Source organism: Streptomyces odontomachicola, from assembly GCF_039605595.1.
Classification (GTDB): Bacteria; Actinomycetota; Actinomycetes; order Streptomycetales; family Streptomycetaceae; genus Streptomyces.
Genome location: NZ_JBCFOK010000020.1, coordinates 87,137 through 109,766, shown reverse-complemented (window position 1 = coordinate 109,766; position 22,630 = coordinate 87,137). Strand labels below are relative to the sequence as shown.

15 protein-coding genes are annotated in these 22,630 nt (G+C 72.3%); 7 read left to right on the top strand and 8 right to left on the bottom strand.

Features of this window, described 5'->3' with window-relative positions; translation table 11 throughout:
* Positions 1–37 precede the first annotated feature (37 nt).
* Entirely contained in the window at positions 38–1,180 is a 1,143-nt protein-coding gene (locus ABEE00_RS30725) for a C40 family peptidase (RefSeq protein WP_345749013.1), read from the top strand.
* Between the two features lie 24 nt (positions 1,181–1,204).
* Here the strand turns inward: ABEE00_RS30725 and ABEE00_RS30720 are convergent, their stop codons facing one another.
* From ABEE00_RS30720 to ABEE00_RS30700, 5 genes are all read right to left on the bottom strand, one after another.
* Positions 1,205–2,458 carry a styrene monooxygenase/indole monooxygenase family protein gene (locus ABEE00_RS30720; protein ID WP_345749012.1) on the bottom strand — a complete coding sequence of 418 codons (1,254 nt, stop codon included), beginning with the start codon at positions 2,456–2,458 and terminating at the stop codon, positions 1,205–1,207.
* A gap of 95 nt (positions 2,459–2,553) precedes the next feature.
* The gene (locus ABEE00_RS30715; RefSeq protein ID WP_345749065.1) at positions 2,554–3,153 is read right to left on the bottom strand and encodes a GTP-binding protein; all 600 of its coding nucleotides are present in this window, start codon (positions 3,151–3,153) and stop codon (positions 2,554–2,556) included.
* 106 nt (positions 3,154–3,259) lie between these two features.
* A complete protein-coding gene (locus ABEE00_RS30710; RefSeq protein WP_451918702.1) occupies positions 3,260–3,691 on the bottom strand; it encodes a DUF742 domain-containing protein in 432 nt (143 codons plus the stop codon).
* Entirely contained in the window at positions 3,688–4,179 is a 492-nt protein-coding gene (locus ABEE00_RS30705) for a roadblock/LC7 domain-containing protein (RefSeq protein WP_345749011.1), read from the bottom strand. The genes ABEE00_RS30710 and ABEE00_RS30705 overlap by 4 nt, the downstream gene beginning before the upstream one ends.
* Positions 4,176–7,139, bottom strand: a complete 2,964-nt coding sequence (locus tag ABEE00_RS30700; RefSeq protein ID WP_345749010.1) for a sensor histidine kinase — start codon at positions 7,137–7,139, stop codon at positions 4,176–4,178. Before ABEE00_RS30700 ends, ABEE00_RS30705 begins: the two co-directional genes overlap by 4 nt.
* Before the next feature lie 404 nt (positions 7,140–7,543).
* On the opposite strand from ABEE00_RS30700, the gene ABEE00_RS30695 reads away from it, so the two are divergent.
* Entirely contained in the window at positions 7,544–8,380 is an 837-nt protein-coding gene (locus ABEE00_RS30695) for a protein phosphatase 2C domain-containing protein (protein ID WP_345749009.1), read from the top strand.
* A 22-nt stretch (positions 8,381–8,402) separates the two neighbouring features.
* On the opposite strand, the gene ABEE00_RS30690 is transcribed toward ABEE00_RS30695, so the two are convergent.
* Positions 8,403–8,897 carry a MarR family winged helix-turn-helix transcriptional regulator gene (locus ABEE00_RS30690; protein WP_345749008.1) on the bottom strand — a complete coding sequence of 165 codons (495 nt, stop codon included), beginning with the start codon at positions 8,895–8,897 and terminating at the stop codon, positions 8,403–8,405.
* Positions 8,898–9,162: 265 nt separating this feature from the next.
* Between ABEE00_RS30690 and ABEE00_RS30685 the strand changes: the two genes are divergently transcribed.
* Positions 9,163–10,047: a lysozyme gene (locus ABEE00_RS30685; protein ID WP_345749007.1), complete on the top strand. Its 885-nt coding sequence runs from the start codon at positions 9,163–9,165 to the stop codon at positions 10,045–10,047.
* Between the two features lie 131 nt (positions 10,048–10,178).
* Here ABEE00_RS30685 and lon read toward each other — a convergent pair whose 3' ends face one another.
* Positions 10,179–12,587, bottom strand: a complete 2,409-nt coding sequence (gene lon / locus ABEE00_RS30680) for an endopeptidase La (protein WP_345749006.1) — start codon at positions 12,585–12,587, stop codon at positions 10,179–10,181.
* A gap of 154 nt (positions 12,588–12,741) precedes the next feature.
* On the opposite strand from lon, the gene ABEE00_RS30675 reads away from it, so the two are divergent.
* From ABEE00_RS30675 to ABEE00_RS30660, 4 genes are all read left to right on the top strand, one after another.
* Positions 12,742–13,452, top strand: a complete 711-nt coding sequence (locus tag ABEE00_RS30675; protein ID WP_345749005.1) for a spermidine synthase family protein — start codon at positions 12,742–12,744, stop codon at positions 13,450–13,452.
* Between the two features lie 98 nt (positions 13,453–13,550).
* The gene (locus ABEE00_RS30670; RefSeq protein ID WP_345749004.1) at positions 13,551–14,336 is read left to right on the top strand and encodes a response regulator transcription factor; all 786 of its coding nucleotides are present in this window, start codon (positions 13,551–13,553) and stop codon (positions 14,334–14,336) included.
* A 37-nt stretch (positions 14,337–14,373) separates the two neighbouring features.
* Positions 14,374–15,459, top strand: coding sequence for a HAMP domain-containing sensor histidine kinase (locus ABEE00_RS30665; protein WP_345749003.1), 1,086 nt, complete (start codon positions 14,374–14,376; stop codon positions 15,457–15,459).
* Between the two features lie 247 nt (positions 15,460–15,706).
* Complete coding sequence (locus ABEE00_RS30660) at positions 15,707–19,576, top strand: multifunctional oxoglutarate decarboxylase/oxoglutarate dehydrogenase thiamine pyrophosphate-binding subunit/dihydrolipoyllysine-residue succinyltransferase subunit (protein ID WP_345749002.1); 3,870 nt, start codon at positions 15,707–15,709, stop codon at positions 19,574–19,576.
* 71 nt (positions 19,577–19,647) lie between these two features.
* Here ABEE00_RS30660 and fxsT read toward each other — a convergent pair whose 3' ends face one another.
* Positions 19,648–22,605, bottom strand: a complete 2,958-nt coding sequence (fxsT, locus tag ABEE00_RS30655) for an FxSxx-COOH system tetratricopeptide repeat protein (RefSeq protein WP_345749001.1) — start codon at positions 22,603–22,605, stop codon at positions 19,648–19,650.
* Positions 22,606–22,630 lie beyond the last annotated feature (25 nt).

Here is a 22,630-nt window from a genome sequence, read left to right as displayed (position 1 = left end):
GCAGCGAACAGTCCTCGTCCGCAGGTGAGGTGACCCCGTGTCATTCGTACGGTCCGTGTGCATCGCGGCGGCGGCCGCGGCGACGGCGGGCGTGCTGAGCGCACCGTCAGCGCAGGCGGCCCCCGCGGCCCCCGGCGACCGCCCCGTCGCGGCGATACTGCAGGACCTCCAGACGCTGTACCGCAGGACGGAGGCGGCCTCGGAGGCGTACAACGGCACGGCGGAGAAGCTCAAGGAGCAGCGCGCGGCCACCAAGAAGGCGCGCGCCGAGCTGCGCAAGTCACGCTCGGCCCTCAAGGCGGGCCGCTCCGAGGCCGGTGAGCTGGCCCGTCAGCAGTACCGCGGCAGCACCTCCGGCATCCCGCCCTCCGTGCAGCTTCTGCTCTCGCGCGATCCGCAGCGCGCCATGGAGGAGGGGCGGCTGCTCAAGCGCGCGGCGGGGAAGCAGGCCGTGACGGTGCGGAAGCTGACCGGGGGCGAGCGGCGGCACGCGCTGGCAGCGGCGAAGGAGCAGAAGGCGCTGGCCAAGCAGCGCAAGCTGGCGAAGAAGCAGAAGTCGCAGCGTGACGCGGTGCGTTCGCGGCTGAACGAGGTGGAGTCGGTGCTCTCCTCGCTCAGCGGCGACGAGCTGGCGCAGCTCCGCCGGCTGGAGTCGCAGCAGATGGCCTCGGCGCAGCAGAGCCTCGTGCGGTCGGGGAGGCTCGGGGCGGCGCGGGCGCCGTCGGAGGGCGGCGAGCGCGCGCTGCGGTACGCCATCGACCAGGTCGGCAAGCCGTACGTGTGGGGCGCCGACGGGCCCGACTCCTTCGACTGCTCCGGGCTCACCCAGCAGGCGTGGCTCCGCGCGAAGGAGGGCTCAGGCGACCGTGCCGGCGGCGCCTTCCCGCGCACCAGCCAGGAGCAGTGGAAGCAGCTCGACCGCGTGCCGCTGAGCCGGCTGCGCCCCGGCGACCTGGTGATCTACTTCCCGGGAGCCACCCATGTCGCCCTGTACGCGGGCGACGGCAAGGTGGTGCAGGCGCCGCGCCCCGGAGCGAAGGTGAAGGTCTCCCCCATCGCCGCGAACCCGATCCTCGGCGCCGTACGCCCCGACCCCGGCGCGGCGTCCCAGAAGGACTACACCCCGCCGCGGCTCCCGGCGGGCTCCTCGGCGGGGGCGGACACGGGGAACGACACGTGACCCCTGTCCGCCCCGCGCCGGGCGTCAGCCCGTGAGCCGAGTGAGGTAGGCGGAGGCCTTCTCGGGCTCGAAGAACCACTCCTCGAAGTCCGAGGGGTCGTTGAAGCCGTTCGCGAAGCGGTCGGCGACGGGCTGGAGCTCGCCGGCCGCGCCGATCAGGTTCAGCACGTGCTCGGGCGGCGGAGCCAGCATCGCGTTGGTCCACTTGGTGGTGTGCTGCGCGGTCGCCCAGTAGCGCTCGAAGGTGTCGCGCATCCACTGCGCGTCGAAGGGCTCCTCGCCGCGCTCCAGGATCGCCGCGAGGTAGGTGGCGGCGCACTTGGACGCCGAGTTCGAACCCTGGCCCGTGATCGGGTCGTTGGCGACCACCACGTCGGCCACGCCGAGCACGTTGCCGCCGCTGGGCAGGGTGCCCACGGGGCGCCGCACCGTCGGCGCGTACCGCCCGGCCAGGGTGCCGCCCGGGTCCGTCAGCTCGACGTTCGTGGCGCGCGCGTACTCCCAGGGCGTGTAGCGCTCCATCAGCTCCAGGGTCTTGGCGAGGTGCTCGTCCGGGTCCTTGATGCCCTGGAACGCGTCCAGCGGACCGCCGGGTATGCCCTCCCAGAACAGGATGTCCGCGCGCCCGGTGGTCGTCAGGGTCGGCATCACGAAGAGCTCGCCCACGCCCGGCACGAGGTTGCAGCGCACCGCCTCGGTGTCGGCGTGCTCGGGGCGCGGGTCCAAGCCGTGCACGTAGGCGACGGCAAGGGCGCGCTGCGGGGCGTCGTACGGGGAGCGCGAGGCGTCCCGCTCGAACATCGACACCAGCTCGCCCTTGCCGGCCGCGACCAGCACCAGGTCGTACTTGCGGGCGAAGAAGTCCAGGTCGGAGACGGCGGCGCCGTGGATGACGAGCTGGCCGCCGCGCTGCACGAAGGTCTCCATCCAGCCGGCCATCTTGACCCGCTGGTCGACGGACTGCGCGAAGCCGTCCAGCTTCCCCAGCCAGTTGATCGCCCGCTGCGTCTCGTCCTCGCCCTGCACGGACTCCGGGTCGGCGACCGAGACGCCGAGGCCCTCGATCTTCGGCGCCTGGTCCTCCCAGAAGTGCGCCCCGATGTCCCGCTCGTGCTGGAGGGCCTGGTGGAACATGCACTGCGTCGACATGACCCGGCCGCCGCGGATCTCGTCAGGCGTGCGGTTGGACATCACGGTGACCTCGTAGCCGTTCGCCTGGAGGCCGAGCGCGAGCTGGAGCCCGGCCTGGCCGGCTCCGACGATGAGTATTTTCCGCATGCGGGGCTCTCTTCTGTGTACCTGCGGTGTGCGTACGTACGGGAGGGGGGCGATCCGTACGCAGGGAGGGCGGGCGGCGGCGCGGCCGCCCGGGCTCACGCGGGCGCCATCTCCAGGGCGTGCCCGACCAGGGCGAGCAGCGACTCGGCGACCGTGCCGCGGTCCCGCGCGTCCATGACCACCACCGGGATCTCGTCGGGCACCGACAGGGCCTCGCGCACGTCCTCGGCTTCGTAGGAGGTGGTGCCCTCGAAGTGGTTGACCGCGACGACGTAGGGCAGCCCGCAGCTCTCGAAGTAGTCCAGCGCGGGGAAGCAGTCCTCCAGGCGCCGGGTGTCGGCCATCACCACGGCGCCGATCGCGCCGCGTATCAGGTCGTCCCACATGAACCAGAAGCGCTGCTGCCCCGGGGTGCCGAACAGGTAGAGCACCAGGTCGTCTTCGAGCGTGATCCGGCCGAAGTCCATGGCGACCGTGGTGGTCGTCTTGTCCGGGGTGGCCGCGAGGTCGTCGGTCTCCTCGCTGGCCTGGGTCATCAGGGCCTCGGTCGTCAGCGGCTCGATCTCGGAGACGGAGCCCACGAAGGTCGTCTTGCCGACGCCGAAGCCGCCCGCCACCACGATCTTGGTGGAGATCGGCGCGCGGGTCAGGTCCTCCTGCCACGCGGGGCCGGAGGCCGCGTCCGCCGCGGCCATCGCCTCGGCCGCCTCAGCAGCCTCGGCCGCCTCTGCTGTCGTGTCTGTCGTCTGTGCCGTGTCCACTGCGAGACCGTTCCCGGGGCTTTCGGAGCGTGCGGTGCTTTCAGATCTTGCGGAGTCCACCCAGCACCCTCTCCAGCAGCGCGCGGTCGGGCCGTTCGGTGCCGTGCCCGGTGCCGTGCACCCGCACCCGGCCCTGGTCGGCGAGGTCGCTGAGCAGCACCCGCACCACGCCGAGCGGCATCTTGAGCAGGGCGGCGATCTCGGCGACCGTGCGCATCCTGCGGCACAGCTCGACGATGGCCTGCATCTCGGGCATCACGCGGTCCCGCAGCCCGCCCGAGGTGAGTTCGGGCCGCTCCTCGGGCGCCTCGATGGCCGCCACGAAGGTCTCCACGAGCAGCACGTGCCCGAACTTGGTGCGGCCGCCGGTCAGCGCGTACGGGCGCACCCGCCGGGACCTGCCGCGCTCCTGGAGCCGGCGGGGAAGCGGGGTGGGTTTGCCGGGGGTGGAAGCGGAAGAGGCAGAGGTCACTTGTCCAGCTCCATCGACTTGCGCAGCTCGGTGCGGAGTTCGGGGGTGAGAACGTGTCCGGCGCGGCCCACGAAGAGCGCCATGTGATACGCGATCACGCTCATGTCGCACTCGGCCGTCGCGTGCACGCCGAGCAGCGAACCGTCGCTGACCGACATGACGAAGAGGCTGCCCTCGTCCATGGAGATCATGGTCTGCCGCAGCGCGCCGCCGTCCATCAGCTTGGCGGCGCCCAGGGTGAGCGAGCCGACGCCGGACACGATGGTCGCCAGGTCGGCGCTGGAGCCGCGGGGGCCGGCGGGCGCGCCGCCGTCCCCGGGCCCGCCGCGCTCGGCGAGTTCGGGGTCGGAGGAGAGCAGCAGCAGTCCGTCCGACGAGACGACGGCGACGGACCGGATGCCCGGGACCTCGTCGACCAGGTTGTCCAGCAGCCAGCGGAGGTTACGCGCCTCCGAACTGCCCGATGTGCGCGTGGTGGGCGCATTCACTTGCGTGCCTCCTCGGCGGTACCACCGTCAACCTGCGCCCCCGCTTGGCCGTTCTCCCTGACTGTCGCCGGGTCTGCTTCCCGGCCGTCCTCGGTCTGTGCTGCCGCGTCCTCGTCCGGCTCGCGCGCGGGCTCCCCCGCGCCGGCCTCCGCCTCCGCGTCCCGCCTTCCGTGCTGCGCGCCCTGCTGGAACCCGCCCAGCCTGCGGCGCAGTTCGTCGGCGTTGGCCCCGCCCCTGCGCGGCCGCGCGGGCCCCTGCGGGGCCACGTTCCGCGGCGTGCGCTTGGGCAGGCCCTTGTCGGTGATCCTGCGCCCCTCCGACGGCCCGGCCGCCGAAGACGCCTCGTCACCGGCGAGGCCGTGCTCTTCCTCTACAGCGCCGCCGTCACGCCCGGCGTTACCGCCCCGTACGCCGTCGTCGTCCCGTACGGCACCGGCGCCCTCGCGTGCGTGCTCCGCTTCGTCGCGCACGGCCTCGGCTTCGTCGCGTACGTCGTCCGCGTCCTCGGCGTCCTCGCGTACGTCGCCGTCCCCGTCCGCGCGGCCGTCCCCGGTCGCGGGGCGCGGCCCGGAGGCTCCCGTGGCGCGGCGCCTGCGCACCGGCAGGGAGTTGGAGTTGGCCTCGGCGACCGAGCCGGGGAGGCTGGTGGACCCCGTGGTCGCGCCGTCCGCGCCCGCCTCGACCGGTGCGCCCTGGGACACCAGCCCCTCGGGCACCGTGACGACCGCGGTCACGCCGCCCTGCTTGTGCTTGTGGAGCTGCACCCGCAGGCCGTGCCGCGCCGAGAGCCTGGCCACCACGTACAGGCCCATGCCGAGGCTGTCCTCGGAGCGGCCCGTGGCGGGCTCGGGATGGCGCGGCGAACGGGTCTCCCCCAGCCGCTCGTTGAGCGAGGCCAGCATCTCGTCGGTGACCCCTATGCCCTCGTCGTGCACCGAGAGCATCACCTCGCCGGTCTCCATGAGCCAGGCGGAGAGCCGCACGCCGGCCTCCGGCGGGGAGAACGCGGCGGCGTTGTCGAGGAGTTCGGCGACCAGGTGGCTGACGTCGTCGGCCGCGTGCCCGGTGATCGCGGTGTGCGGGGGCAGCGAGCCCAGCTCCACGCGCTCGTACCGCTCTATCTCGCTGACCGCGGCGCGCAGCACGTCGAGCAGCGGGACGGGCGGGCCGTGCCGGCCGTTGTGCTCGGCGCCCGCGAGGAGGAGCAGGTTCTCGCTGTGCCGGCGCATGCGGGTGGCGAGGTGGTCCAGCTTGAAGAGGGTTTCGAGCTGGTCCGGGTCCGACTCCTTCTCCTCCAGGCCCTCGATGACGGCGAGCTGCCGCTCGACCAGGCCCAGGGTGCGCATGCCGAGGTTGACGAAGGTGGCGGGCGGCGTGCCGGCGCCGACCGCCTCCGCGGCCTCGTCCGCCTCGTGCTCGTCGTCCGCCTCGTGCTCGTCGTCCGCCTCGTGCTCGTCCGCGTCGTGCTCGCGCGGCGCGTCGGCGGGCCGCGCTGCGCGCGCCTCCTCGGCCTCGCGCAGCGCGCGGAGCTCCTCGCGGGCCTCCTCCAGCGCGTCGGCGAGGTCCCGGTACTCCCCGCGCAGGGTCTCCTGGTCGCGGTGCAGCCTGCCGTTCTCCGCCGTGAGCCGGTCCTTGCCCTCGACCAGGAACGCGCTGTCCGCCTCGGCCTCGGTGGCGCGCTCCTGGAGCGAAGCGGCGGTCTCGCGCAGGGTGTTGAGGGCCCGTACGACCTCGGCGAACTCGTCGTTCCTGCCGCGGAACTCCACGGGCTCGGCCTCCGCAGGACCCTCGGCCAGCCGCCGCGAGCCGCGGCGCAGCACCGACAGCGGCCTGGTCATCGAGCGCGCGGTCGAGACGCCGATGCCCGCGGCGATCAGCAGGCACGCGCCGACCAGGGTGATCCGCAGCTCCAGCGCGGTCACGTCCTCGTCGCGCAGCGCCTCGATGCGCTTGACCTCCTGCGTCGCGAACGAGGCCTGGACGCTGCGCATCGCGTCGATGCGCGCGGACACGGCGGTGTCGACCTTCTCGCGGTCCAGCAGGCGGTCGGCAGGGGTGAGATAGGGCCGGTCGGTCAGCTTGGCCACATACCGGTCGGCCTGGGTGACGTCGGCGCCGGTCACGGTCTGCTCGAAGGTGTCGGCCGCCTTGGCGTCGGCAGTCTGCTCGAAGTCGGCGAGCGCCGCCTCCTCGCGCACATGGGCGCGCTGTGCCTCGGCGGTCAGCGCGGACTGGGTGCCGGGCCCGGCGAGCGCCCCGCGCAGCAGGCCGCGCACGGCGGACGCCTGCTCCACGGCGCGCGCCAGGTCGGGGAGTGAGTGCGCCGTGGGGCTCTGGGCCCGCGCGGGCAGGGCCCGCACCAGGTCCTCGGACATGCCGTGCAGCGCGTCGACGGCCTTTCCGTACGCCGCGTACGTGCGCAGCGCCGCGCCCTCGCCCGACTCCCCCGCCGTGGCCTGCTTCCTGGCCTCGGGGATCGCCGCGAGCCTGGCGCGCACCGCCTTCGGCGTGCGCGCGTCGCGGCTCACCTCTTTGATCTGCCGGTCCACGCGCGCCTGTTGGGAGGCCCCGCCGGCGCTCTGGGGCACGAGGCCGGGGCGGGCGGAGCGCCGGCCCCCATCACCAGAGGTCGCAGCACCCGAGGCGGCACCGCCTGAGGCCGTGCCCGTGCCTGCCGCTGCGACGTAGCCGACCATGCCGTCGCGCTCGTCGGCGAGGGCGTGCGCGAGGGCCACGGCGCGCTGGTTGAGGCCGCTCTTGCCGACCAGCTCCTGGGATTCGGTCACCCGGTCCGAGCCGTCGAGCACGGCGGGCGTGCCGGCGGCGAGCACGGCGACGGCGCACAGCGCCACGGAGGCGAGCAGCCGATTGCGCACCCGTGCCCGGGACTTGGGGCGGTCCTGTGCCGCCGTCCCTTCCGTACCCGTGCCGTCAGGCTGCCGGATTCGAGTCTTCCGCACCCGCACTCGCAATCTCGTCCCGCACCCCCGGAGGAGTCCGGGGCCGCCCTTACTTCCGGCCGGGGACCGGGGGCTTCCCCCGGGAAATTGCAGCGGTCCCGCCCTGGTTCGCCGTCAGACCTTGTCAGCGGCATTACCGGGCGGAAGCGAATCCCCTGCCGGGCCACCTGAAGGAGTGAACATCACTCGGGAGTTGGCGAACAACTCCGCCGCGGCCCGCCAACGGCGCCGCTCCGGCGGGCGGTTGGAAATCCCCGGGGCCGCCTGGCAAGATGCCCCGCCCCCGCTTCGCGGAACGCCTGATTCCACCCCAACTCCGGCAGGGGTGCGGGCTGCCCGGCGCGGCCCGGCCGGGCGGCGGTCCCCCGCCTCGCGCTCCGCCGCGGCTCGCGCAGACTGGTGGCATGCGCATCGAGATGGCCTGTGAGCCGGGAAACCCGCTGCGGCCCAATGAGGACTTCGCCTCGGTCGCCGTTCCGGCGTCCGGATGGGGCGGCGCGATGGTCGTCCTGGACGGCGTCACGCCACCGGAGGGCGACGACGGGTGTACGCACGGTGTCCCCTGGTACACGGCGCGGCTCGGCGGAGCGCTGCTCGAACTGTCCGGATCTCTCCGGGATATGACCCTGGCCCAATGCCTCTCGGAGGCCGTCGCGCGTACCGCTGCGGCGCACCGCTCAACCTGTGACCTTTCTCACCCGCGTACGCCGCAGGCCACCGTGGTCGCGGCGCGCTGGGACGAGGAGCGGGTCGAGCATCTGGTGCTGTCCGACTCGGCGCTGCTCGCCGAGGCGCCGGACGGCGCGGTGCGGGCCCTGCTCGACCCGCGCCTGGACGAGCTGCCGCCGCATGTGCGCGAGGCCCGCGAGCGGGTGCGCGCGCTCCCGCAGGGCTCGGCGGAACGGGCCGAGGCCGCCGCCGCGTACGCGCGCGCCGTGGAGGCCCTGCGCAACGCGCCCGACGGCTCCGGCTTCTTCACCGCGGCGGCCGACCCCGGGGTCTCGGCGCGGGCGGTCACCGGCACGCTCCCGCGCGAGTCCGTACGGACGCTGCTGGGGCTCACGGACGGCGCGACCCGCTGGACGGAGGTCTTCCGCCTCGGCGACTGGCCGGAGCTGTTCAAGCTGACCCGCGAGGAGGGTCCTGCGGGCCTGATCACCCGGGTCCGCGCGGCGGAGCGCGCCAATCCCCCGCGGGGCAAGCAGCACGACGACGCGACGGCGCTGCTCGTGGAGCTCTAGCCCCGCCACGCGCCGCGCGCCCTCAGCCCTCCGTGCTGTGCAGCCCGTTGAAGCGGTGCAGGAGGCGGGCCAGTTCGGCGATCTCGCCGCGGTCCCAGGCGGCGAGGCGCCGTACGTACTCGGCGCGGCGCGCCTCCCGTACGCGGGTGAAGCGCTCCCTGCCCTCGTCCGTGAGCGTCAGCACCGAGGCGCGGCCGTCACCCGGATCGGGGGACCTGGTGATCAGCCCGAGCGCGTCCAGCGCGCGCAGCTGGCGGCTGATGGTGGCCTTCCCGATGCCGAAGTACTCCGCGAGGTCGGTGGCGCGCTGCGGCCCCGCGTCCTCCAGCCGCACCAGCAGCCCGTAGGCGGCGGCCTCCAGATCCGGATGCACCTCGCGCGCCATCTCGCCCGAATTCGCGCGTGCGCGGCGCAGGAAGACCGCCAACTCGCGCTCCAGGTCCAGGTACTCGGGCCCGTATCCCCCGTTGACGTCCACCGTGCCGTCCGCGTTCCCGTGCTCCACGCCGTTTCCCATGAAGAAAGTTTCCGCCGATCCGCCGCGATCCTCGCAGCTCGCCCAGTATTCCGCAGGACTGGACCACCGGCGGGACGCGGGCCCTCTTCCGCCCTTCCCCTCTACGCGCGTACGTTCACGGAGCCGCGAGGGAGCCGCGTCCGCACCGGGTGTCCGCCCCGCAGTACAGCGCATCCGCGCGGCACATCCGTTCCACCTGCACTGCCCCATCTCTCCATTCACGAAAGGCCCCACAGCGGGCCCACAGAGGTCCTGGGAGGCAGCGATGCCGAGAAACGGATTCCGAAGACTCCGCGGAAGAGCCGGCCGCCCCCGCGCCGGACGCCTGGCCTGCGCCGCGGGCACGCTGGTCGCGGCGCTCTCGCTCGCCCTGGTGCCGGCCGTCTCCGCGCAGGCGGCGGACGGCGGGGGCCGGGCGGGCGGCGGGGGCGAGCGCATCCGCCCCGGCGAGGCGTACATGGGCGTGGGCGTGCGGCAGCACGAGGGCGATCACACGGACGGGTCCCGTCCGCGCATGCTCGACGCGACGGTCGAGGGCGTGGACGTGAGCAGCCACCAGGGGAACGTGAACTGGTCCACCCTCTGGAACAGCGGCGTGAAGTGGGCCTACACGAAGGCCACCGAGGGCACCGGCTACAAGAACCCGTACTTCGCTCAGCAGTACAACGGCTCGTACAACGTCGGCATGATCCGCGGCGCGTACCACTTCGCCCTGCCGAACTCCTCCAGCGGCGCCGCGCAGGCCAACTACTTCGTGGACAGCGGCGGCGGCTGGAGCAGGGACGGGAAGACGCTGCCCGGCGTGCTGGACATCGAGTACAACCCGTACGGGGCGACCTGCTACGGCAAGTCGCAGAGCGCGATGGTGAGCTGGATCCGCGACTTCACCAGCACGTACAAGGCGCGTACGGGGCGGGACGCGGTGATCTACACGACCACCAACTGGTGGACCCAGTGCACCGGCAACTCCGCGGCGTTCGGCGCCACGAACCCCCTGTGGATCGCCCGCTACGCCTCATCGCCCGGCACCCTCCCGGCAGGCTGGGGCTACTACACCTTCTGGCAGTACACGTCCTCGGGCCCGACGGTGGGCGACCACAACGTCTTCAACGGCGCATACGACAGACTCCAGGCGCTCGCGAACGGCTAGCCGGCCACACGGGGTTGCCCAACCCCCTGTCCCGCACACGCGACGGGCGGCCCCCTCGTGGGGACCGCCCGTCTGTTTCCGGCCGTGCCCGTCACCGCACGGCCGGAGCTCATCGCGGAGGGGGCTCCCGCTTACGCGGCGAGCGGGAGCTCCCGTTCCGCCGGGGTCTCGGCCGGGGTCAGGGCCAGGTCCAGGACCTGGCGTACGTCCGTCACGGGGTGGACCTCCAGGTCCTCCAGGACGTCGGCGGGGACGTCGTCGAGGTCGGGCTCGTTGCGCTTCGGGATCACGACCGTCGTGATCCCGGCCCGGTGCGCGGCGAGCAGCTTCTGCTTCACGCCGCCGATCGGCAGCACCCGGCCGGTCAGCGAGACCTCACCGGTCATCGCCACGTCGGGCCGCACCTGGCGCCCGCTGAGCAGCGAGGCCAGCGCGGTCGTCATGGTGATGCCCGCGCTCGGCCCGTCCTTGGGCACGGCGCCCGCCGGAACGTGCAGGTGGATGCCCCGCTCCTTGAGGTCGCCCACCGGCAGCTCCAGCTCGGCCCCGCGCGAGCGCAGGTAGGAGAGCGCGATGTGCCCGGACTCCTTCATCACGTCGCCGAGCTGCCCGGTGAGCGTGAGCCCCGAGGCCCCGGTCTCCGGGTCGGCCAGCGACGCCTCGACGAACAGGACGTCGCCGCCCGCGCCCGTCACCGCGAGCCCGGTCGCCACGCCCGGCACCGCCGTACGCCGCTCGGCCGGGTCCTGCGCGGACTCCGGGGTGTGGTGCGGCCGCCCGATCAGGTCGCGCAGGTCGTCCACGCCGACGGTCAACGGCAGCGCGCGCTCGCCCAGTTCGTGCTTGGCCGCGACCTTGCGCAGCACCCGCGAGACGGCCCGCTCCAGGTTCCGTACGCCCGCCTCCCTGGTGTACTCGCCCGCCAGCTTGCGCAGCGCCTCGTCGTCGATCGCGACCTCGTCGCCGCGCAGCCCGGCGCGCTCGAGCTGCCGGGGCAGCAGGTGGTCGCGGGCGATGGTGACCTTGTCGTGCTCGGTGTACCCGTCGAGCTGGACGACCTCCATGCGGTCGAGCAGCGCCTCCGGGATGGCCTCCAGGACGTTGGCCGTGGCGAGGAACACCACGTCGGACAGGTCGAGTTCGACCTCCAGGTAGTGGTCGCGGAAGGTGTGGTTCTGCGCCGGGTCCAGGACCTCGAGGAGCGCGGAGGACGGGTCGCCGCGGAAGTCCGAGCCGAGCTTGTCGACCTCGTCGAGGAGGACGACCGGGTTCATCGAGCCGGCCTCCTTGATGGCCCGCACGATGCGCCCGGGCAGCGCGCCCACGTACGTGCGCCGGTGCCCGCGGATCTCCGCCTCGTCCCGTACGCCGCCGAGCGCGACCCGCACGAACTTCCGGCCCATGGCACGCGCGACGCTCTCGCCGAGCGAGGTCTTGCCGACGCCGGGAGGGCCGGTCAGCGCCAGCACGGCACCGCCGCGGCGCCCGCCGACGACGCCCAGCCCCCGCTCGTCACGCCGCTTGCGCACCGCCAGGTACTCGGTGATGCGCTCCTTCACGTCGTCCAGGCCCGCGTGGTCCTCGTCCAGCACGCGCTGCGCGCCGGTGATGTCGTACGCGTCCTCGGTGCGCTCGTTCCACGGCAGTTCGAGGATCGTGTCGAGCCAGGTGCGGATCCAGCTACCCTCCGGGGACTGGTCGCTGGAGCGCTCCAGCTTGTCGACCTCCTTGAGCGCGGCCTTCTTCACCTCGTCCGGCAGGTCGGCGGCCTCGACGCGGGCGCGGTAGTCCTCGCCCTCGTCCTCGGGGTCGCCGTTCAGCTCGGCCAGCTCCTTGCGCACGGCCTCCATCTGCCGCCGCAGCAGGAACTCGCGCTGCTGCTTGTCCACGCCCTCCTGCACGTCCTTGGCGATGGACTCCGCCACGTCCTGCTCGGCCAGGTGCTCGCGCAGCGACTCGGTCGCGAAGCGCAGCCGCTCCACGGGGTCGGTGGTCTCCAGGAGCCTGATCTTCTGCTCGGTGGTCAGGAACGGGGAGTACCCGGCGTTGTCGGCAAGCTGGCCGACGTCGTCGATCTGCTGCACCCGGTCCACCACCTGCCAGGCGCCGCGCTTGCGGAGCCAGTCGGTGGCCAGCGCCTTGTACTCCTTCATCTGCTCGGCCACCTGGCCGGGAACGGGGTCAGGACCCTGCTCCTCTGCGCCGGTGCCCTCGACCCACAGGGCGGCCCCTGGCCCGGTCGTGCCCGAGCCGACGCGCACCCTGCGCAGGCCGCGGATCAGCGCGCCGGGGTCGCCGTCGGCCAGCCTGCCGACCTGCTCCACGCGGCCGAGCACGCCGATGTCCGCGTAGCTGCCCTCGGTGCGCGGAACAAGCAGCACCTCCGGCTTGTCCCCCTTGTGTGCGGCGGCCTGCGCCGCCTCGACGGCGGCGCGTACGTCGTTGTCGGACAGGTCCAGCGGCACCACCATCCCCGGCAGGACCACCTCGTCGTCGAGGGGCAGGACGGGCAGGGTGAGCGTTTCGGACGTCGAAGCCATGATCTCTCCCTCGGCATGCAAGTTGAGCTATGCCCACTCAATGCTCGCGAGGGGTCCCGCTGTTCCCTCCCGGGGCGGATGTTCGCTGACAGCAATATCCGCGGGCCGCCCCGAGCCCCGTACGCCCCCGCTTCCCACTGCGAGGATGTGCCGCATGCTGGACCACCTGCCCGCACCCGGAACCGGAACAGGAACCACCGAAGGCCCCGTCGTCCTGGACCGCCGCGAGGGCCCGTACGGAGAGGTCGTGCTGCGGCGCCACGGCGACCTCCTCCAGATCATCGCCAACGGCTGCTTCCTGATGGACACCTCCGACGGCCGCTCGGAGCGGCTGCTGGTGCGGGCGGCACTGCGCGAACTCGGCGACCGCCAAGACCCCGCACTGCTCATCGGCGGCCTCGGCGTGGGCTTCTCGCTGGCGGAGGCCGCGGCCGAACCGCGCTGGTCGCGCATCGCGGTGGCCGAGCGCGAGGCCGCGGTGATCGACTGGCACCGCGAGGACGGACCGCTCTCCGGCATCACCGCGGAGGCCGTACGGGACCCTCGTACCGCACTCCTGCACGGCGATCTGCTGGAGCTGCTGGCCGGCGCGGACCAGGCGTACGACGCGCTGTGCCTGGACATCGACAACGGGCCCGAGTGGACCGTCACCGAGGACAACGGCTCGCTCTACGGACCCTCCGGACTGGCCGCCTGCCTCCGGGCGCTGACCCCGGGCGGCGTGCTCGCCGTGTGGTCGGCGCAGCCCTCCACGACATTCACCGACACAGTGCGGAATGCCGGATTCACAGGGGTCAGGACCGAAGAGATCCCCGTCGTCCGAGGCGTCCCCGACGTGGTCCACTTCGCAACCAAACCGGCATAGCCGCAGCCCACACACCACCCTTACGCTGCTGCCAGCACGCACACCAAGCAGTCACACAGTCACGACGAACCGCGGGGCGAACGCAGGGGCGGGGCCGAATGGACCAGAACACCACCACTCAGACACAGGGCAACCACGCCAACAGCGCTGCCGCCGCGACGACCCCGGGTGCGCAGCGCCGCATCCTCGTCGTCGAGGACGATCCGACGATCGTCGACGCCATCGCCATGCGGCTGCGCGCCGAGGGCTTCCAGGTGCAGACCGCGGGCGACGGCCCGGCCGCCGTGGACACGGCGGAGGCGTGGCAGCCCGACCTCATCGTGCTCGACGTGATGCTGCCCGGCTTCGACGGCCTGGAGGTGTGCCGGCGCGTGCAGGCGCAGCGCCCGGTCCCGGTGCTGATGCTCACCGCGCGCGACGACGAGACGGACATGCTGGTCGGCCTCGGCGTCGGCGCCGACGACTACATGACCAAGCCCTTCTCCATGCGCGAGGTGGCGGCCCGGGTGCACGTGCTGCTGCGCCGCGTGGAGCGCGCCACCCTCGCCGCGCACACCCCGCGCAGCGGCATACTCCGGCTCGGCGAGCTGGAGATCGACCACGCCCAGCGCCGTGTGCGGGTCACCGGCGAGGACGTGCACCTCACGCCCACCGAGTTCGACCTGCTGGTGTGCCTGGCGCACTCGCCGCGCGCGGTGCTCTCCCGCGAACAGCTCCTGGCCGAGGTGTGGGACTGGGCCGACGCCTCGGGCACCCGCACCGTGGACAGCCACATCAAGGCGCTCCGCCGCAAGATCGGCGCCGACCGCATCCGCACGGTGCACGGCGTCGGGTACGCCCTGGAGACCCCCGCGCCAGCGGCGCCCGCCGGTGAGGGTTCCTGAGCCGGCCGGCCGGGCCTGGGCCCGGCTGTGGGAGGCAATGCGGCCCCTGGACCCGTACCGCTCGGTGAAGGCGGCGCTCGGCGCGCTGGTCATCGCCTCGGTGGTGATCACCACGCTGCTCGCGCTGTTCGCGGTGCACTCCGCGACCGAGCTGCGGGTGATCACGATCTTCTCGATCATCGCCTCGCTGCTCATCACCCAGTTCGTGGCGCAGTCGCTGACCGCGCCGCTGGACGAGATGAAGGACGCCGCGCGCGCGATGGCCGACGGCGACTACTCGCGCCGGGTGGGCTCGGTGCGCCGCGACGAGTTCGGCGAGCTCGCGGACACCTTCAACCGCATGGCGGCCGACCTGGAGTCGGTCGACCAGCACCGCAAGGAGCTGGTGGCCAACGTCTCGCACGAGCTGCGCACCCCGATCGCGGCGCTGCGCGCGGTCCTGGAGAACGTCGTGGACGGCGTCTCCGAGGCGGACCCGGAGACCATGCGCACCGCGCTCCAGCAGACCGAGCGCCTCGGCCGCCTCGTGGACCACCTGCTCGACCTGTCGCGGCTGGACAACGGCGTGGTGCCGCTCCACTCGCGCCGCTTCGAGGTGTGGCCGTATCTGGCGGGCGTGCTCAAGGAGGCCAACATGAGCAAGGGCTCCGGGCACGCGCGCACCGACGTGCACCTGCATCTGGACGTCTCGCCGCCGGAGCTGACCGCGCACGCCGACGCGGAGCGGCTGCACCAGGTCGTCGCCAACCTCATCGACAACGCGGTGAAGCACAGCCCAGCGCACGGCCGGGTCACGGTGCGCGCGCGCCGGGGCGAGGGCGAGGAGAGCCTCGAGGTCGAGGTCCTGGACGAGGGCCCCGGGATACCCGAGGCCGAGCGCTCGCACGTCTTCGAGCGCTTCAACCGTACGAAGGCGGCAGCGGCGAAGAGCGCGGCGGGCGGCAAGAACGGGACGGCCGGGGCCGGCGGCGGGCAGGGCGTCGGCGACGGGGGCACCGGGCTCGGGCTCGCGATCGCGCGCTGGGCCGTGGACCTCCACGGCGGATCGATCAGGGTGGCTGAATCTCCCCGTGGGTGCCGCATTCGGGTCACTCTTCCGGGTTTGGGTGATTCGCACGGTTGACGCCGGGGGTCATCTGAATCACCGCAGATCAGCGACGGATGCGGGCATAGGACGCAGGAAGCCGGGTATGCGGTTCCCGGGAGCTGCGGAACCATGGGTGTTTCCCGCCAAATCCTGGGCCGAAACCGGGTTTCCGGTGTGACGTGCATGACGAAGGCCCATGCGGACTGCACCAAACGCCACGAGGGGCGTAGCCTTTATTCCCGCTGTCCACCACCTAAGGAAGCGGAAGAGGGCGGTTGCCGCCGTGTCGTCACAGTCCCCCAAGAGCTCGTCGAGCGCGACCGATCAACAAGACGGACAGGGCAAGGACCCTGCCTCCGTTTTCGGTCCCAACGAGTGGCTTGTTGATGAGATCTACCAGCAGTACCTCCAGGACCCGAACTCGGTAGACCGAGCCTGGTGGGACTTCTTCGCCGACTACAAGCCAGGGGGTGGAACGGCCACGACGGCGTCCCCACCGGACGGTTCCGCCACCGCGGGGGCGGCGGGCACGTCCACCGGCCAGGCCGGGTCGGCCACGCAGTCCCAGCCCGCGCAGCCGCAGCCCGCCGAGGCCAAGGCCGCGCAGGCGCAGCCCGCGCAGGCCAAGCCCGCCGAGGCCGCCAAGCCGCAGGCCGCCGCCGCGCCGGCAGCGAAGGCTCCCGCGCAGGCCAAGCCCGCCGCCGCGCCCAAGGCGCAGGCCCCGAGCGCGCCGGCCAAGTCCGCCGGCTCGGGTTCCGGTTCGGACGCCGCCGGCGAGGAGCCCTCCGGGCCCGAGTACGTGCAGCTCCGCGGCCCCTCGGCGGCCGTCGCGAAGAACATGAACGCCTCCCGCGACCTGCCCACGGCCACGTCCGTGCGCGCCGTCCCGGTGAAGCTCCTGTTCGACAACCGCATCGTCATCAACAACCACCTGAAGCGCGCCCGGGGCGGGAAGGTCTCCTTCACCCACCTCATCGGCTACGCCATGGTGCAGGCGATGAAGGCGATGCCGTCCATGAACTACGCGTACGCGGAGAAGGACGGCAAGCCCACCCTGGTCAAGCCCGACCATGTGAACCTCGGGCTCGCCATCGACCTGGTCAAGCCGAACGGCGACCGGCAGCTCGTGGTCGCGGCCATCAAGAAGGCCGAGACGCTGACGTTCTTCGAGTTCTGGCAGGCGTACGAGGACATCGTCCGGCGCGCCCGCGAGAACAAGCTGACGATGGACGACTTCTCCGGCGTCACCTGCTCGCTGACCAACCCCGGCGGCATCGGCACCGTGCACTCCGTCCCGCGCCTGATGCCCGGGCAGAGCATCATCATGGGCGTCGGCGCGATGGAGTACCCGGCGGAGTTCCAGGGCACCTCCCAGGACACCCTGAACCGCCTGGGCGTCTCCAAGGTGATGACCCTCACCAACACCTATGACCACCGGGTCATCCAGGGTGCGGCGTCGGGCGAGTTCCTGCGCCAGGTGGCGAACCACCTGCTCGGCGAGAACGACTTCTACGACGAGATCTTCAAGGCCCTCCGCATCCCGTACGAGCCCGTGCGCTGGATGCAGGACATCGACGCCTCGCACGACGACGACGTCACCAAGGCCGCGCGGGTCTTCGACCTGATCCACTCCTACCGGGTGCGCGGCCACATCATGGCCGACACCGACCCGCTGGAGTACAAGCAGCGCAAGCACCCCGACCTCGACATCAACGAGCACGGGCTGACGCTGTGGGACCTGGAGCGGGAGTTCGCGGTCGGCGGCTTCGCCGGCAAGTCGATGATGAAGCTCCGGGACATCCTGGGCGTGCTCCGCGACTCGTACTGCCGCACCACCGGCATCGAGTACATGCACATCCAGGACCCCAAGGAGCGGAAGTGGATCCAGGACCGGGTGGAGCGCTCGCACTCCTCCCCGGAGCGTGAGGAGCAGCTCCGCATCCTGCGCCGGCTGAATTCCGCCGAGGCCTTCGAGACCTTCCTGCAGACCAAGTACGTCGGCCAGAAGCGCTTCTCGCTGGAGGGCGGCGAGTCCGTCATCCCGCTGCTCGACGCGGTGCTGGACGCGGCCGCCGAGTCGCGCCTGGACGAGTGCGTGATCGGCATGGCCCACCGCGGCCGCCTCAACGTGCTCGCGAACATCGTCGGCAAGTCGTACGCGCAGATCTTCCGGGAGTTCGAGGGCAACCTCGACCCGAAGTCGATGCACGGCTCCGGCGACGTGAAGTACCACCTGGGCAACGAGGGCACCTTCACAGGACTGGACGGCGAGCAGATCAAGGTCTCGCTCACCGCCAACCCCTCGCACCTGGAGGCGGTCGACCCGGTCGTCGAGGGTGTCGCGCGCGCCAAGCAGGACATCATCGGCAAGGGCGGCACGGACTTCACGGTCCTGCCGATCCAGCTCCACGGCGACGCGGCCTTCGCGGGCCAGGGCGTGGTGGCCGAGACCCTCAACATGTCACAGCTGCGCGGCTACCGCACCGGCGGCACGGTGCACATCATCATCAACAACCAGGTCGGTTACACGGCGCCGCCGGAGTCGGCGCGCTCGTCGATGTACTCCACCGACGTGGCACGGATGATCGAGGCGCCGATCTTCCATGTGAACGGTGACGACCCGGAGGCCGTGGTCCGCGTCGCGCGGCTCGCCTTCGAGTACCGCCAGGCGTTCAACAAGGACGTCGTCATCGACATGATCTGCTACCGCCGCCGCGGCCACAACGAGGGCGACAACCCTCACTACACCCAGCCGCTGATGTACAACCTGATCGACAAGAAGCGCTCGGTGCGCAAGCTCTACACCGAGTCGCTGATCGGCCGGGGCGACATCACGCTGGAGGAGGCCGAGCAGGCGCTGCAGGACTTCCAGGGCCAGCTCGAGAAGGTCTTCACCGAGGTGCGGGACGCCACCACGGCGCCGGCCCCGGCCGAGGTCCCGGCGCCCACAGCGGAGTTCCCGGTGCACGTCGAGACGGCCGTGAGCCAGGAGGTCGTCAAGCGCATCGCCGAGTCGCAGGTGAACATCCCCGACCACGTCACGGTGCACCCGCGGCTGCTGCCGCAGCTCCAGCGCCGTGCGCAGATGGTCGAGGACGGCACCATCGACTGGGGCATGGGCGAGACCCTGGCCATCGGTTCGCTGCTGATGGAGGGCACCCCGGTCCGCCTCGCGGGCCAGGACTCCCGGCGCGGCACCTTCGGCCAGCGGCACTCGGTCCTGCTGGACCAGCAGACCGGCAACGACTACACGCCGCTGCTCTACCTCTCCGAGGACCAGGCGCGCTACAACGTCTACGACTCGCTGCTCAGCGAGTACGCGGCGATGGGCTTCGAGTACGGCTACTCGCTGGCCCGCCCGGAGTCGCTGGTCATGTGGGAGGCGCAGTTCGGCGACTTCATGAACGGCGCGCAGACGGTGATCGACGAGTTCATCTCGTCCGCCGAGCAGAAGTGGAACCAGACCTCCGGTGTCACCCTGCTCCTGCCGCACGGCTACGAGGGCCAGGGTCCGGACCACTCCTCGGCCCGCATCGAGCGCTTCCTCCAGCTCTGCGCGCAGAACAGCATGACCGTCGCCATGCCGTCGCTGCCCTCGAACTACTTCCACCTGCTGCGCTGGCAGGTGCACAACCCGCACCACAAGCCGCTGGTCGTCTTCACCCCGAAGTCGATGCTCCGGCTCAAGGCGGCGGCCTCGAAGGCGGAGGAGTTCACCACCGGCGGCTTCCGTCCGGTCATCGGCGACGAGTCGGTCGACCCGGCGAACGTCCGCAAGGTCGTCTTCTGCACCGGCAAGGTCTACTACGACCTGGACGCCGAGCGGCAGAAGCGCGGTCTCACGGACACCGCGATCATTCGCCTGGAGCGGCTCTACCCGCTGCCGGGCAAGGAGCTGCAGGCCGAGCTGGCCCGCTTCTCCAACGCGGAGAAGTTCATCTGGGCCCAGGAGGAGCCGGCGAACCAGGGCGCATGGCCCTTCATCGCGCTCAACCTGATCGACCACCTGGACCTCTCGGTCGGCGCGGACCTTCCGCCCGCCGAGCGGCTGCGTCGGGTGTCCCGCTCGCACTCGTCGTCCCCGGCGGTCGGCTCCGGCAAGCGCCACGCCGAGGAGCAGGCACAGCTCATCGCCGAGGTCTTCGACCTCTGACGGCCTGACACGGTCACGTACGAAGGGCCCCCGTCGCGCGAGCGGCGGGGGCCCTTCGCGTTACCCGGGTCTCACAGCGGCTGGGGCTCGAAGTCCCAGGTGGGAATGGTCTGTTCGCGGATGCCGCGGGTGAAGGCGTGGTCCTCTCCATACCGCTCGGCCGCCTGGCGGACCACGCGGCGGTACTCCTTAGCGCCCGCCTGGCCGTCGCCGAGGGTGAAGAGGAACTGGGCCAGCGACGCGCGGACGTTCATGGTCAGCGGGTGGTTGCCGTCCAGCGCGTCGGCGGCCGCCGGCAGCAGCTCCCTGGCCAGCTCGGCCGCCTCCTCGGTCTCGCCGGTCAGATGGCGGGCCGTGAGCGCGTTCAGCGCGCAGCCCAGCGTCCACGGGTGGGACTCGCCCACCGCGGCCGTCATCCGCTCCAGCGCCTCCTCGGCGATGGTCAGCGCGGCCGGCGTCTCCCGGCCTCCCCTGCGCACGAGGCCGGTGTTGCCGTGGGTGCCGATGGAATAGGGGTGGTCCTCGCCGAGCTGCGCGGCGTAGAGCTGCGCGGTGCGGTCGGCCAGCCGGTACGCCTCGTCGTGGTCGCCGTGCCGGCGCAGCAGCATCGCGTAGTCCGCGGTGACCATGAGGGTCTCGGGGTGCTGGGGGCCCAGCTTGCGGCGGGTGCGGTGGACGACGCTGCGCAGCAGCGCCTCGGCATACTCAGCGTCGCCCGCTCCGCGCAGGCACAGCGCGAGGTTGTGCTCGGCGTGCAGGGTCTGCTCGTGGTGCTTGTCGAGGATCTGCGCGTGCATCTGCGCGTTGAGCTGCTGCACCGAGACGGCCTTCTCGTACCGGCCCAGCAGGCGCAGCGTCCTGGCGTACTTGAGGGTCGTGGCGAGGGTGCGCGGGTGCTGGTCGCCGAGCTGCCTCCCGCGCTCGTCCAGCACCTCGCGGAAGGTGGCGAGCGCCTGCTCGTACCTCCCCAGGAGGGTCTGGGTGACGCCGAGATTGCTGAGCGCGAAGAGCGTGCGCGGCACGGTGGGGCCCAGGGTGGCCCTGGCCTCCTCGGCCTCCCGCTCGAAGAGCTCGTGCGCCTCCTCGTACCTCCCGATGCCCAGCAGGCTGCCGGCCAGGCTGTCCTGGGCGCGCATGCGGTAGACGGGGCGGGCCGCCGGGTCGCTGTCCAGCCACTCCACGACCTCGCGGCCGAGGGCCACCGCGTCGGTGTAGCGCCCGAGCCTGCGCAGCATGTTGACGTGCTGCTGCTCCGCCTCCAGCAGCCGCGGGTCGGTGGGCTCCAGGCGCTCCCGCAGGTGTTTGACCAGCTCCTGGCAGACCTCGAGGCCGTAGCTGTACTCCCCCCGCACGCGGAGGTATTCGATACAGTTGAGCACGAACTCGTGGACCTCGCGCTCGTCGGAGACCAGCGCGCCGGAGTCCTCCAGGTGCGGGACCAGCTCGTCGTAGCGGCTCCAGTTGGCGCGGGAGAAGTCGCGCGGGTCGGCGGCGGCCAGCACGCGGCAGGCGGCGGCCGAGACCTCGCGGCGCTCGCCCGGGCTCATGTTCCTGCGCACGAGGCGCTGGTAGAGCCGGTGCATGCGGACCTTGCCGATGGTGAGGACGTCGCCGCGCTGGGGCTCGTTGTCGTACTCGATGCGGACGGCCGCGGCCTCTCTGAGTCTGCGCAGCGCGACGTTCCACACCGAGGGGTCGGCTATCAGCTCGCCGAGCGAGTGCGGCAGGTCGCCGCGGCGCGCCGTGCGCAGCAGCCGTACGGGGACGGTGTCGGGCGCGAAGTAGGCGAGCAGGCACAGCAGTTGGTAGGACGCGGGGTCGTGGTCGAGGAGCGCGTTGAAGGTGATCGTCCAGGCGCGGTCGAAGGACTGCGGATAGCCGGAGCCCGGCTCGACGGCGATGCGGCCCTCGCGGAGCAGCCTGGCGTACTCCCCCGGGTCGACGGTGGGGCTCTGCTCCAGCCACCCGGCGCTCTGGTCCAGCAGCAGCGGGAAGTCCTCGGTCTCGGTGGCGAGCTGCTCGGCCTGCGCCTCGGTGAGCCGGGGCGCGCGGCGGCGCACGAACTCCACGCTCTCGGCGCGCTCGAAGGGCTCCACGACGAACGCCTCGGCGCCCTGCTCGGCCCAGTCCTCGCGGCGGGTGGTGAGCAGCACGTGGCCGTTGCCGTCCGGGATGAGCTCGGAGACCGCCCCGGGGTCCTCGGCGCCGTCCAGCACCAAGAGCCAGCGGCGCTGCCCGTGCCGGACGCGCAGCTCCTCCTGGACGAGCCGGATCAGCTCGCCGACCTGCTGCCCGGCGGCGATCCCGAGCCGCTCGGCGAGCTCGGCGAACTGCTGGCGCGCGACGGGGCGCTGGGCGGCGTTCACATACCAGACGAGGTCGTACTCATTGCCGAAGCGGTGGACGTACTCATCCGCGATCTGGGTCTTGCCGACGCCGGGCGCGCCCTGGAGCGCGGCCACCACGGTGCCGGTGCGGGAGGCGATGAAGTGGTTGTGCAGGGCCTCCAGATAGCGCTCGCGGCCGGTGAAGCGGCCGTTGCGCCGGGGCGCGTGCCAGACGGCCGGCGGGGTGTTGGGGCAGCGGTGCGCGGGCGGCGAGCCGTCGGGGAACAGGGTCTCCACGGCGACGGTGTCCAGGCCCATCGCGGCGAACAGCCGGCGCCTGGCCTCGGCCTCGTCCAGATTGAGCAGGCCGACGGGGCGCAGGGCCGCGGCGGTGTGCGGGAGCTCGCGGCCGGCCACGTCCACGACGGTGACCCGGTCGAGGCGGGGCACGACGGTCTCGCGGAGCGCGCTCGTCCAGTCCTCCTCGGTGCGGCCTCCGTGGGCGAAATACCAGTCGTCCAGCAGCAGCACCACGCGGTCGGCGTCGGCGGCCAGCGTCTCGTACTCCCCCGCGAGCGGGGCCTCGGGGGCGGGGCTCCAGCGCACCATGCTGAACGGGTGGCCCTGGAGGGCGAGTTGATCGCCGATCCAGGCCGCCCACGCATGGCTCGCTCCTGCGTACGAGATGGTGAAGTGCGGCATGGGAACCCCGTGGGGACGAGCGGGT